The following is an 11,935-nucleotide window of genomic DNA, read 5'->3' on the forward strand; positions in this document are numbered from 1 at the left end:
GCGCTGCTCGCCGGGGTCATCGGTACCGTCGCCGGTCTCGCCTCCGGCTACCTCGGCGGCTGGACCGACCGTGTCGTCATGCGCGTCGCGGACGTACAGCTCGCCTTCCCGGCGATCCTGCTGGCGCTCGCCGTCGTCGGCTTCGTCGGCTCGGGCCTCGGCTACGTCATCCTCGTGATCGGCATCACCGGCTGGGTTTCGTACGCCCGTGTCGTGCGCTCCGAGGTGCTGTCGCTGCGCACCCGCGACTTCATCACCGAGGCCCGCGCGATCGGTGTCGGTGACAGGGCGATCATGCGCCGGCACCTGCTGCCCAACGTCATGGCCCCGCTGGCCACGATCGGCACCCTGCACATCGCGTCGGCCATCGTCGCCGAGGCCTCACTGAGCTACCTGGGCCTCGGTGTTCCGAAGGAGACGGTGACCTGGGGAGGGATGCTCTCGGACGGACAGCTCTACCTCGGCACGTCCTGGTGGATCGCCGTCTTCCCCGGCATCGCGCTCATGCTCACCTCGCTGTCCATCAACATCCTGGGCGACGCGCTGCGCGACGTCGCGGACCCGAAGGCGTACCGCCGATGACCGACTCCGCACAGACCCCGCCGACCGCACCCGTCCTCGAATTCCGGGACCTGCGCGTCGACTTCGCGCTCGCCTCCTCGACCGTGCACGCGGTGCGCGGGGTGAGCTTCGCGGTGAACTCCGGCGAGACCCTCGCCGTCGTCGGCGAGTCCGGCAGCGGCAAGTCGGCCACCGCACTGTCCGCACTGCGCCTCAACCCCGAACCGCCGTGCGTGTACGCCGGAGGGCAGGTGCTGCTCGACGGCAAGGACGTACTCGGCCTGCGCGAGAAGGAGTTGCGCAAGGTCCGCGGGGCCCGGATCTCCATGGTCTTCCAGGACCCGATGACCAGCCTCGACCCCTTGCAGCGGGTGGGCGACCAGGTGTCCGAGGTGCTCCGGCTGCACGGCGACCACACCCGCGCCGAAGCCCGCCGGGCTGCGCTGACCGCACTGGACGAGGTCGGCATCCCCGACCCGGAACGGCGCTACGGCCAGTACCCGCACGAACTCTCCGGCGGTCTGCGCCAGCGCGTCATGATCGCCTCCGCGCTCGTGGCCCGCCCCAGCGTCCTCATCGCCGACGAGCCCACCACGGCGCTCGACGTGACCGTTCAGCGGCAGATCCTGGAACTGCTCGTGAGCCTCCAGCGACGCCACGGCATGGCCGTCCTGCTGATCACCCACGACCTGGGCGTCGTCGCCGAGACCGCCGACCGGGTCGTCGTCATGCGGCACGGCGAGGTCGTCGAGACCGGCGACGTGCACCAGGTGTTCACCCGCCCCACCGCCCCGTACACCCGCGATCTGCTGGCCGCCACTCCCCGACTGGAGCCCGTCGCATGACCACGAACCCGCTGCTGGAAATCGACGGACTGCGCAAGGAGTTCCCCGGCCGCCCGCCGAGCGTCGCCGTCGACGACGTCTCCCTCACCGTCCGGGAGGGCGAGACCTTCGCCCTGGTCGGCGAGTCCGGCTGCGGCAAGACCACGCTGACCCGGCTGCTTCTGCGGCTGCTCGAACCCACCGCGGGCCGCGTGCGGTTCGACGGCACGGACCTGCTGGCGCTGAACGGCGCCGCGCTGAAGCCGCTGCGCCGGCAGATGCAGGTCGTGCTCCAGGACCCGTACTCCAGCATGAATCCGCGGCTGCGGATCGCCGACATCGTCGGGGAGCCGCTCGTCACCCACGAGGAGTGGGCGCGCGGGCGGCGCGGCCGGGCCAGGGTGCGCGACCGGGCCGGCGAGCTCCTGGACTCCGTCGGCCTGGACGCGAGCATCCTGGACCGCTATCCGCACGAGTTCTCCGGCGGTCAGCGCCAGCGCATCTCCATCGCACGGGCCCTGGCCCTGGAGCCGCGCCTGGTCGTGCTCGACGAGCCGACGAGCGCACTCGACGTATCCGTGCAGGCGCGCGTCCTCGACCTGCTCGCCGAACTCCAGGACCGCCTCGGGCTGACGTACTTCTTCATCTCGCACAACCTCGCCGTCGTCCGCCAGATCGCTGACCGGGTGGCCGTGATGCGCCAGGGCCGCATCGTCGAGTCCGGGACCGCCGACCAGGTGTTCACCGCGCCCGAGGACGCGTACACCCGGCGGCTCCTGGACGCCGTACCGGTGCCCGACCCCCGCCGCCGGATCCTGGGGAGTGTCCCGGCGTGAGCCCCGCACCGCAGCCCACGGGCCCGGCAGGGTCCTCCCTAGTGGCGTGGCGCCGACAGGACCAGCCCCGCCGCCCCGAGCAGTGCGCCGGTGTCCGCTGCCTCACCGAGCACCACGGTGGGGACCTCACCGCCGCCGAGGGCGTCGGCGCGCAGCCGGGACTCGACCAGGGCCCGGAACGGCTCACCGCCGTCGAGCGCCTCCCCGTGCAGGACGAACAGCCCGCACGCGAAGAGCTGCTGGACGGTGGCCAGGCCGAGCACCAGGTTCTCCGCGTACCGCGCGACGAGATCGGCGGCGGCCGGGGTGCCGGACGCCGTCAGGGCCGCCAGGGTCGCCGCCTCGGGAGCGAACCCCCGCTCGGCGGCGCGCTCGCGCAGCCAGCGGGTCGTCGCCACGGTCTTCCAGCAGCCGCGCCGTCCGCAGGTGCAGAGCTCACCGCTCGCGGTGACCGTCATATGGGCGCCGCTGCGGCCACCGGCCGGGGCCAGCACCTCCCCCTCGTACAGGATGCCGACGCCGAGGACCTCACCGGTCGCGACGGAGGCGAACGAGCGCCGGCCACGCCCCGCGCCGAACCAGCGGTCGCCGAGCACCTGGACCCGTGCCCGGTGCTCGATCCGCACCGGGGCGCCGGCCAGCTCCGCGAGCCGGTCGGCAACCGGGTAGCCGCGCAGCGCCGGGGCGTCGTTCACCTCGATGATCCGGCCCGCCGCCGGGTCCACCACACCGGCGGCGGCCACACCCACGCCGAGCAGGTCCTGCCCGGCGAACACGGCGGCCGCCTCCCGCAGCGCCGCGTCGACGACGGCCGGGTCGGTGCTGCCCGCGTCGAAGCGGGCCTGCGTCCGCTCGCGGACGGCTCCGGCGCGGGTGAGCAGCGCGGCACGCACCAGTCCGGGCAGTACTTCGGCGGCGCCCAGCACACCGACGTCCCGACCGGCCGGCTCCTCCGGCTGCGGATCGGGTACCAACCGCAAAGGAATACGTTCATGCGCCATGCGCCGACTCTGTCATGCCCCCGGACCGGGGAGACAGCGGCATGACCCACCGCAATCTGACCGAGGCCACCTGGCGCGAGACGCGGGCGGCGGCGGCCGACTCGATCGCCGTCCTGCCGATCGGTTCGCAGGAGCAGCACGCCGAGCACCTGCCGATGGGCACGGACACGATGCTCGCCGACGCCGTCGTCTCCCGGGCCCTCGCCCTGCTCGACGAGCGGGCCGCCGCGGGAGAGGACGTGCCCGGTCTCGTACGTCTGCCGACGCTGCCCTACGGGCACAGCCCGCACCATCTGTTCGCCGCGGCGCTGACCCTGTCCGCGCCGGTGCTCGGCCTGGTCCTGGACGAACTCCTCGACTCGCTGGCCGCCTGCGGCTACCGCCGGGTGCTCGTCGTCAACGGACACGGCGGCAACGACGAGATCATGCGCCTCGCGGTCAAGCGGTTCGCGCTGCGGGCCGACGTGACGGCGGCCGCCTGCTCGTACTGGACGCTGACGGACACCGGCGAGCCCGAGGCTGACGCGGACGGCCCGGACGAGGGCCACGCCGAGCTGGTGCCCGGGCACGCCGGCTGGTTCGAGACGTCGCTGATGCTGGCCGCGCAGCCGTCGCTGGTATGGGCCGAGCGGGCCCGGCACGCGCCGGTCGAGCCGCCTCCCCTGTTCGACAAGCCGCCCTACCCGGGGCTGACCGTGGAGCGGCACGGCGAGTGGGAGCGGGTGGGCGGAGCCACCGACGACGCGGCCGGGGCCGACGCCGCGCACGGTGAGCGCCTGCTCGACCGGCGCGCCCGCGGCCTGGCCCGCGCGGTCCTCGCCTTCGACGCCGCGTCGCGCCCCCTCGCATGACCCTCCACCCCTCACACGTAAGGAACCGTTCATGAAGATCACCGAGGTCGACGTCCACGTCGTCAATCTGCCGCTGGTCAACCCGTTCACCAGCTCGTTCGAGACGAAGACCGGAGAGACCCGCACCGTCGTGCGCATCAGGACGGACACGGGTGTGGAGGGCTGGGGCGAGACGATGTGGGGCCGCCCGGTCGCCGCGATCGTCCGCGACCTCGCCGAGGACCTGATCGGCACCAGCCCGTTCGCCCTGGAGTCCTTCCACCGCCGCCACCACATGGTGCCGTTCTTCTACGGCTACCTGGGTTACGCCGCACTGGCCGCGATCGACGTGGCCTGCTGGGACGCCATGGGCAAGGCCACCGGGCAGTCGGTGACCGACCTGCTGGGCGGACCGGTCCGCGACGAGGTGCCGCTGACCGCGCTGATCACCCGGGCCGACGCACCCGGCGCCGCCGCGGGCGACCTGCCGCGGGCCCTTGCCGAGCACACCGAGCGGGTGGTGGCCGAGGGCGGGTTCACGGCCGTGAAGCTCAAGGGCACCAAGGACGTCCAGGGCGATGTCGCGATCCTGCGGGTGGTGCGGGCCGCGCTGCCCGAGGTGAACCTGCGCGTCGACCCGAACGCCGCCTGGTCGGTGCCGGACTCGATCCGGGCCGGCATCGCGCTGGAGGAGCTGGACCTGGAGTACCTGGAGGACCCGTGCGTCGGGATCGAGGGAATGAGCCAGGTCCGCCAGAAGGTACGCATCCCGCTGTGCACCAACATGTGCGTGGTCCGCTTCGAGGACTTCGCGCCCGCGATGCGCCTCAACGCGGTCGACGTGATCCACGGTGACGTCTACAAGTGGGGCGGCATCGCTCCGACGAAGGCACTGGCCGCGCACTGCGAGACGTTCGGTCTCGGCATGAACCTGCACAGCGGCGGCGAGCTGGGCATCGCGACGGCCGCGCATCTCGCGGTCGTCGCCAGCACCCCGGTGCTGTCGCGTGCCATCGACTCCATGTACTACCTGCACGCGGACGACATCATCGAGCCGCTCACGCTGGAGAACGGCAGCCTGCGGGTGCCGGACGGTCCGGGTCTCGGCGTCACCGTCGACGAGGACAAGCTCCGCCACTACGCCGAGGTCAACGCACGCGAGGGAGACCTGACCAAGTGACGACCGACAGCCTGCGCACCGGCCGCCGCGCCGTCACCACCGCCGGTGCTCCCGCGCCGATCGGCGGGTACAGCCAGGGCATCGCGGCGGGCCCGTACCTGTTCACCTCCGGGTTCGGCCCGCAGGACCCGGTCACGGGCGCACTGGGCGACACCATCGAGGAACAGACCCGCCAGGTCCTCGCGAACGTGAGCGCCCTCCTCGCCACGGACGGGCTGACGCTCGACGACGTGGTGAAGGCGACGGTCCATCTCCAGGACGTGCACCGTGACTTCGCGGGCTTCGACCGGGTCTACCGGGAACACTTCGGCGATCCGCGTCCGGTACGCACCACGGTCGGCTCCGAACTGATGGGCATCCTCGTGGAGATCGACGTGGTGGCGCTGCGCCGGAATCCCTGATCCGGGGGTACGCGCACGCGGGCCGGACCGTCGTCGTACGGTCCGGCCCGCCGCGCCCGTCAGTCCCCGGGGTGGGCCATCGCGTCGATGGCGACCGCCGCCGCCAGGACGGTGGCGGGGTCCGCACCCGGCCCGACGTCGAGGCCGTAGGTGTCCCGGACGCGGAACCACTTCTTCGACACCTCGGCCACCTTGTAGCCGTCCCGCTCGATCGTGTACTCGTGGTCGAGGATGTTGCCGACCACGCGCAGGTCCTCGCCGTCCTCCTGCTTGATCCGCCACCGGTCGCGCAGTGGTCCGATGACGGCCTTCTTGACGATGGCCACGCGCTGCCCGTCGGCGTCCTCGATCGCCATCGAGTCCTTGATCCGCAGCGGCCGGCTCTGCACGGTGGCGACGCGCCGGCCCTCGCGGTCCTCGATGTGGTACGTGCGGCGCGCCCGCAGGGCCTTGCCGTTGACCTTGTACTGATGGTCGCCGGACTCGTCGTCGATCCAGTAGTCGTCACCGATGGAGATCATCTTCTGCCGCATCCTGAAACGGGTCACGCCCTCGCCGTGGTCGAACGCGCGATTGGCGTGACGGCGGTCCTTGCGCTCCTGGAACATCACGCGTCCTTTCCCGCCGTCTGTCGAGGGGGTCGGACCGGGCTCCGGTGACGGCAGTCCCACCTTTCCTATCCCGCTCGCGGCGGAGCCGCACCTTTTGGGAAGCGCCTGAGGCGGACAGGCGCCTCAGGAGGACAGGTGTCCCCGCACCGAGCGCATCGCGCGGTGCACCGCCTCGCGCGACTCCCGGGTCCGGTCGAGGGCGTCGAAGGTGTGGCGGCCGTTCGGTACGTCGATCACCTCGGTGTCCACCCCGTGCTTCGCGGCCGCGGTCAGGAACTCCTCGACCGTGGCGGCGATCCCCGGCATCTCGCGCCCCACCCGGGTGATCACGAGGGGCAGGGCGCCCGCTTCCGCCACCGCGTCCGCCGGCCGGAACCCGCTGTCCACGGGTCCCCAGGCGGGGATCGGGGCCAGGACCGGGTAGGAGGCCGCGAGGCAGCGCAGCCAGGCCGGGGGCCGGCTCAGCCAGGGCGCCGAGAGCAGTCCTCCGCCCGAGAAGAACCAGAGTGCGATCCGGTCCGCATCCACCCGCGGATCGGCCCGGACCCGCTCCACCGCCGCTGCCACGTCCTCGGCGGCGCGTGGGTAGCCGGCCATGTCGTGCAGCCGGTGGTCGACCGTCGCGCCGATCATGCCCTCCGCCGCCGCGTACCGCGCGTACCCCCGCAGGAGCGGCCAGTCCCGCGGGGTCGGCTCGACTCCTGCGGGCACCGGGCCCCCGTGCACGAACACCACCGCCGGCCGGGGGCCCCCGGCGTCCGGCAGGTACAGATCGACGTTTCCGGTCCGCTCGCACGGGAGTTCGGGCACGTCCACCACGAACGGCCGCAGGTGCGAGGGGAGTTCCCCGGAGCCGGGCGGCACGAGATGGTGTCCCTCGCCTGCGGCGGCCCGCAGCAGGACGTCGGCCAGCTCGGCCGGGAGGGACAGCATCGGCCAGTGTCCGGTGGGCAGTTCGAAGAACGACACCTGAGGACCGGCCAGCGGTAGGAGAACCGGGTCACCGAAGTCCACCCGCTGCTGGACCATCGCGATACTCGAACCGTTCGCGTCGCACAGCACGCCGGTGACGGGCAGTGCGCCGGCCGCCCCGGTCAGTCTCAGCGGCTGGAGCAGGGTGGCCAGGGGCTGCGGCGAGGCCAGGGCGGTGAGCCGGTCCAGCGCCGCTTCGGGGATGCCCGCGGTGCTGCCCCAGCGCTGCCACGCGTCGCGGGCCGGAGGAGCCAGGTCCTCGCCGGCCCCTTCCGCACCGGCCCGCCCCACCAGGTCCTCGCGCAGTGCCGGGTCCGGCACGGTGGCCAGGGCCGGCACTCCGTCCTGCCCCGGTCCGGTGTCCAGGCAGACGATCCGGCCGATGCGCTCCGCGCGCCGGTCGGCGGCGCCCAGCACCGGGTAGGTGGCGTAGCCGTGGGCCACCAGGACGATCCCGTCCTGGTGGCGGGTTCCGGCGGCGACCGAGTCGATCACCGCGAGGACGTCCTCGATGTGCGTCTCCAGGCCGACGGCATCCGCCGGGCCGCCGCGGGAGCCGCCGAGCCCTGTCAGGGTCACCGTGTGTACCCCGGCGCCCGCCGAGACCAGGTGCGCAGCGGTCTCCTCCCACACGTGTGCGCCGGTGAACATGCCGGGCACCAGGATGAATTCGGTCATGGTCCGCTCCTTGGCGATACGTCGGCGGCGGTCCGGTCCCCATCGCCCGGCCGCCCTCGCCGGTACCGTAGAAGCTCCCCCGGAGGGAGGTTCAAGTGTTCACCTCGCACGACGGCCTGTGCGGCATCGGCGAACTGGCCGAGCGCGCGGGCGTCACCGTCAAGGCCGTCCGCTTCTACTCCGACAAAGGCTTGCTGCCGGAGGCTTCCCGCAGCGCGGGCGGGCATCGCCGCTACGGTCCCGACGCGCTCGGGCGGCTGCGCCTGCTCCGTTCCCTGCGCACCCTCGGGCTGCCGGTGCGCGAGGTGCGCCGCGTCCTCGAGGAGGAGGGGGACGGGGCGGACGGTGTGCTGGAGGACGCCGTCGCCGGGCAGCTGCGCGCACTCGGCTCACAGCTCACCGCCCTGCGCTGGCGGGAGGCGGCGATGCGGCTGGTGCTGGAGTGCCCGCCCAGGGAGCGGGCCGACCGGCTGCGCCTGATCGGGGCGGTGACCACACCGCCGAGCACGGCCTCGCTGGCCCGGTTCTGGCGTGCCTGGCTGCCGCCGCGGATGCCGGCCCGGGCGACGGCCGCGTTCCTGGAGGTGGCGGTCCCCCAGCCGCCCGACGACCCCGAGCCGGCCCAGGTGCTCGCCTTCGCCCGGCTGCACGCCCTCGTGACCCGTCCCTGCACGGGCGCCGAGCAGCCCCAGCCCGAGGCCCACAAGGCCGGGGGTTCCCGTGCTCCCGCCGTCCTGTACGCGGGCCTCGCGCAGGCGTACGAGCTGGCCGGCGCCCAGCTGCGCCGGGGTGCGGAGCCGCGCCCCGGCGAGGAGCTGGACAGCTTCGTGGACGCGTACGCGAGCGCGTACGGCAGCCGGGACACTCCGGCCTTCCGCCGTCTGCTCACCGGTCAGCTCGCCGCCGACCCACGGATCGACCGGTACTGGGAGCTGACGGCCGACGTGATCACCGCGCCGGGCGGTCCGCCCGAGCCGACCCCCGGGACCGCGCACGACTGGCTGTTCGCCGCGCTCGGCGCGCAGACGGCGGCGGCCGGCTGAGGCGCGCGGCGCCCACGGCTCCTGCCCCGGCGTCAGCGCATGTCCGCCGTGATCGCCCAGCGTTCGTGGTCGCGCCAGGCCCCGTCGATGAGGAGGAAGTCGGGCGAGAAGCCCTCCAGCCGGAATCCCGCCCTGCGCACCAGGGCGATCGAACCCGCGTTGCCGGGCTGGATGTTGGCCTCCAGGCGGTGCAGGCCGAGCGGTCCGAAGGCGTGCCCGAGGACCAGGCCGAGCCCTTCGCTCATCAGGCCGCGACCGGTCGCGTGGGCGAAGCCCCCGTAGCCGAGGGCACCGCAGCGGAAGCCGCCCATGACGATGTTGTTGATGTTGATGAACCCGGCGATCGCGCCGTCGGCCCCGCTCCCGGCCGTCCCGTTGCGCTCGCACACCAGGAACCCGGCCCTCGCCGGGTCCTCGATGAGCACCTCCGCGTAGGCGGCGTACGTGTCGGGGGAGGCGGGCGGGAACAGCCAGGGGTGGTGCAGTTCGCGGCTCTCCCGGGCCCGGGCGGTGAACTCATCCGCATCGGCTCGGGTGAAGGGACGGATCGCCGTGCGCGGACCCTGGGCCAGGTAGGTGGTTTCGGACATCAGGCCAGCGTAGATCGCCCTCCGCCGCCCGGCCGGACCGGGGGGCGGCGGAGGAGGGGCTACTTGGTGCGCCTGCGGAAGACGTACGCCCCACAGGCCATACCGGCCAGGAACATCACGATCAGCCACACGTACAGCGGCATGGTCACCAGCGGGACGATGAGGCGGACCTCGACCTCTTCGGTGTTCTCCGCGATGAACACGATGGACAGGACCGCGATGATGATGACGAGAATGCGGGCGGGTGTGAACGCACCCGTGCTGCTCTTGCTGCCGCTCGACACATCCTTCGGGCTCATGAAGCGGCCCCTTCCCTGGGTCTGATGCGCCACCGCCCCCGGAGCACCAGGATGACTCCGTCCGGGTGCCCGGGGGCGGTGCTGTACGGCCATTCGGGTGACGGCCGTGACCGGTGCTACGGCGTCATTTCCCCGTGCCGCCCACCACCGGAAGCTCCAGCACTCCGGTGTCCCCGGGCGCGCTGACGACCGTGACGGGCTTGATGCCGCGGTTGCCGAAGTACGCGCTGTCGCTGGCGGCGATCGCGAATTCCAGCCGGTGTCCCGCCTCGTACCGGTGGACGATGCCGGGCAGCCGGACAGTGAAGGGGCGGGTCACGTCCGGCACCCGGACCGGTGAGACGAGCCGGTTCACCAGCGTCCTGGTGCCGTCCGGCGCGACGTCGTAGACCTTGGCGAACAGGACGAGCTTGTCCGCGGCGTCACCGCTGTTCTGCACCCGCTCCGTCCTCGGCGAGACGACCTTCAGCGTGGCCTTCGGCGCTCCGACGACATCGACCGCCGAGCCGAGCGGAGCGCTGGTCCAGCCGAGGTAGGTGCCCTTGGTGTCGTACGGCTTCGGGTCGGGCAGTCCGATGAGACCGGCGAGCGAGCTCTCCGAGTGGCTCGTGGGAATCAGCCAGTTGGTGTACTGGCGGCTGCCGCGTGCGACCTTGGCGCGGTTGTCGACGAGCTTGCCGTCGCCGGAGAGGTACATCGTGCGCGTCAGGCCGGGGACGGCGTCCGCGGTGCCGTAGCCGCTCTGCCAGTCGCGGTAGTAGGCGAACTCCGGTCCGGTGTCCGTGGCCGTCTCGTGGCGGAGGTAGCGGTCGAACCAGGCGAGGATGCGTCCGCCGACGTAGCTGCTCTCCAGATTGCCCTGGCCCAGGTCGAGTTCGCCCTCCACCTGGCCACCGCTGTGACCCCATGCCTGCCAGATCATCTTGGCCGTGGTGCCCTGCGCCTTGAGCGTCCGGTAGGTGGCTGTGGCCTCGTTCAGGTTGAACAGGCTGTCGGCCTGCCCCTGGATCAGCAGGGTGGGCGCCTTGACGCGGTTCAGGTAGGAGACGGGAGAGACACTGCGCGCGTAGGCGAGCATCGCCGCGGTCCTGTCGTCCGGGTAGCGGCCGGAGTTGAGCAGCCGGATCGTGTCGCAGGCCCGCGCGGCGAAGTGGAGGCAGTCCAGGCTGCCGAAGCGGGACGGGTCGAGGCTGGGTGCGAGGATCGCCTGCCCCTCCCCCATCAGGTAGAAGCCGTTGGTCCACTGCCATTTGAAGACGCCGGCGGTGTCGGAGGAGACACCCTGGGCCGTGCCGGTGTTGTTCGGGGCGAGCGCGTAGCCGAGGTCGTTCCAGGTGATGAGCGGCACGAGGGCGTCGACGCGGGGGTCGACGGCCGCGGTGGCCATCTGGATGGCTCCGCCGTACGAGCCGCCGATCATGCCGACCGTGGGGTCACCGGGGCCGTCCTGGGTGACGAAGTCGGCCTTGGTTCCGTCGTCGGCGGCACGTGTTCCGCCGAGGAAGTCGACGAGGGCGGCCGCCGCCCTGCCGTCCGTCTCCGGGTCGTCGAGCGTGATGAGGCAGCCGGACTTGCCGAAGCCCAGGCCGGAGTAGACGAGCCCGGCGTAGCCGCGTGAGGCGAACGCCTTGCCGATGCCGTCGGTCGAACCGTCCGACTTGCTGCCGCCGAAGCCGTTGGTGGCGAGGACGGCGGGCACCGGGTGCAGGGCGTCGGCCCCGGCGGGGCGGTAGAGGTCGGCGTCCACGGTGCAGGAGCGGCCGCCCGCAGAGACGGTGAACTTCAGCGGGGTGACGGTGTATGCGGACTCGGCGGCCGTGGCGGCCTGTGCGGTGCCGGTGAGCGCGAGGGGTGCGGCGAGCGCGGCTCCGGCGACGAGGGCGAGTGATTTCCGGGACAGCGACTTCGATGACTTCGACCGGAAGCGGGAACCGGGGACAGCACGCGACACGAGGACCTCCACACCGAGGACACCTTACCGACCGGTAAGTATTGGGCCGCGCTCATGCTGTGACACAGGTCATAGTCGTGTCAACGCCCAGGACAGCGTTTCCTGAAGGTTGCTCAGCTTCTTCGCTTCCCGGCCCCGTTCGGGCCGCCCCGGCGTAC

At 72.5% G+C, this 11,935-nt stretch carries 13 protein-coding genes; 7 read left to right on the forward strand and 6 right to left on the reverse strand.

From position 1 onward, the window contains the following. From JGS39_RS10615 to JGS39_RS10625, 3 genes are all read left to right on the forward strand, one after another. On the forward strand, positions 1 to 582 hold a 582-nt coding region (locus JGS39_RS10615; RefSeq protein WP_219568540.1), incomplete at its 5' end, for an ABC transporter permease. Beyond that, positions 579 to 1,406, forward strand: coding sequence for an ATP-binding cassette domain-containing protein (locus tag JGS39_RS10620; RefSeq protein WP_219568542.1), 828 nt, complete (start codon positions 579 to 581; stop codon positions 1,404 to 1,406). The genes JGS39_RS10615 and JGS39_RS10620, both read left to right, overlap by 4 nt. After that, entirely contained in the window at positions 1,403 to 2,221 is an 819-nt protein-coding gene (locus JGS39_RS10625) for an ATP-binding cassette domain-containing protein (RefSeq protein ID WP_219568544.1), read from the forward strand. Before JGS39_RS10620 ends, JGS39_RS10625 begins: the two co-directional genes overlap by 4 nt. 38 nt (positions 2,222 to 2,259) lie before the next feature. Here JGS39_RS10625 and JGS39_RS10630 read toward each other — a convergent pair whose 3' ends face one another. Beyond that, on the reverse strand, positions 2,260 to 3,222 hold the full coding sequence (locus tag JGS39_RS10630) for an ROK family protein (protein WP_219568546.1): 963 nt from the start codon (positions 3,220 to 3,222) through the stop codon (positions 2,260 to 2,262). 41 nt (positions 3,223 to 3,263) lie between these two features. On the opposite strand from JGS39_RS10630, the gene JGS39_RS10635 reads away from it, so the two are divergent. Genes JGS39_RS10635 through JGS39_RS10645 form a run of 3 tightly spaced genes read left to right on the forward strand, consistent with a single transcriptional unit; the run spans position 3,264 to position 5,633 of the window. Further along, the gene (locus JGS39_RS10635) at positions 3,264 to 4,073 is read left to right on the forward strand and encodes a creatininase family protein (RefSeq protein ID WP_219568548.1); all 810 of its coding nucleotides are present in this window, start codon (positions 3,264 to 3,266) and stop codon (positions 4,071 to 4,073) included. A gap of 31 nt (positions 4,074 to 4,104) precedes the next feature. Further along, positions 4,105 to 5,232, forward strand: coding sequence for a mandelate racemase/muconate lactonizing enzyme family protein (locus JGS39_RS10640; RefSeq protein ID WP_219568550.1), 1,128 nt, complete (start codon positions 4,105 to 4,107; stop codon positions 5,230 to 5,232). Continuing rightward, on the forward strand, positions 5,229 to 5,633 hold the full coding sequence (locus JGS39_RS10645) for a RidA family protein (RefSeq protein WP_219568552.1): 405 nt from the start codon (positions 5,229 to 5,231) through the stop codon (positions 5,631 to 5,633). Before JGS39_RS10640 ends, JGS39_RS10645 begins: the two co-directional genes overlap by 4 nt. Positions 5,634 to 5,692: 59 nt before the next feature. Here the strand turns inward: JGS39_RS10645 and JGS39_RS10650 are convergent, their stop codons facing one another. Together JGS39_RS10650 and JGS39_RS10655 are read right to left on the reverse strand one after the other, a co-directional pair. Next, on the reverse strand, positions 5,693 to 6,241 hold the full coding sequence (locus JGS39_RS10650; protein WP_219568554.1) for an LURP-one-related/scramblase family protein: 549 nt from the start codon (positions 6,239 to 6,241) through the stop codon (positions 5,693 to 5,695). A gap of 126 nt (positions 6,242 to 6,367) precedes the next feature. Then, positions 6,368 to 7,894 carry an alpha/beta hydrolase gene (locus tag JGS39_RS10655; RefSeq protein ID WP_219568555.1) on the reverse strand — a complete coding sequence of 509 codons (1,527 nt, stop codon included), beginning with the start codon at positions 7,892 to 7,894 and terminating at the stop codon, positions 6,368 to 6,370. Positions 7,895 to 7,989: 95 nt separating this feature from the next. Here JGS39_RS10655 and JGS39_RS10660 point away from each other — a divergent pair, with 95 nt between their 5' ends. Next, on the forward strand, positions 7,990 to 8,937 hold the full coding sequence (locus tag JGS39_RS10660; protein WP_219568557.1) for a helix-turn-helix domain-containing protein: 948 nt from the start codon (positions 7,990 to 7,992) through the stop codon (positions 8,935 to 8,937). Positions 8,938 to 8,969: 32 nt separating this feature from the next. On the opposite strand, the gene JGS39_RS10665 is transcribed toward JGS39_RS10660, so the two are convergent. From JGS39_RS10665 to JGS39_RS10675, 3 genes are all read right to left on the reverse strand, one after another. After that, positions 8,970 to 9,527: a GNAT family N-acetyltransferase gene (locus JGS39_RS10665; RefSeq protein WP_219568559.1), complete on the reverse strand. Its 558-nt coding sequence runs from the start codon at positions 9,525 to 9,527 to the stop codon at positions 8,970 to 8,972. Positions 9,528 to 9,586: 59 nt separating this feature from the next. Then, entirely contained in the window at positions 9,587 to 9,826 is a 240-nt protein-coding gene (locus tag JGS39_RS10670; protein ID WP_219568561.1) for a LapA family protein, read from the reverse strand. 124 nt (positions 9,827 to 9,950) lie between these two features. Further along, on the reverse strand, positions 9,951 to 11,777 hold the full coding sequence (locus tag JGS39_RS10675) for a CocE/NonD family hydrolase (RefSeq protein ID WP_372456140.1): 1,827 nt from the start codon (positions 11,775 to 11,777) through the stop codon (positions 9,951 to 9,953). Positions 11,778 to 11,935 lie beyond the last annotated feature (158 nt).

This window comes from Streptomyces poriferorum (genome assembly GCF_019399235.1).
In the GTDB taxonomy this organism is placed as follows: Bacteria; Actinomycetota; Actinomycetes; order Streptomycetales; family Streptomycetaceae; genus Streptomyces; species Streptomyces poriferorum.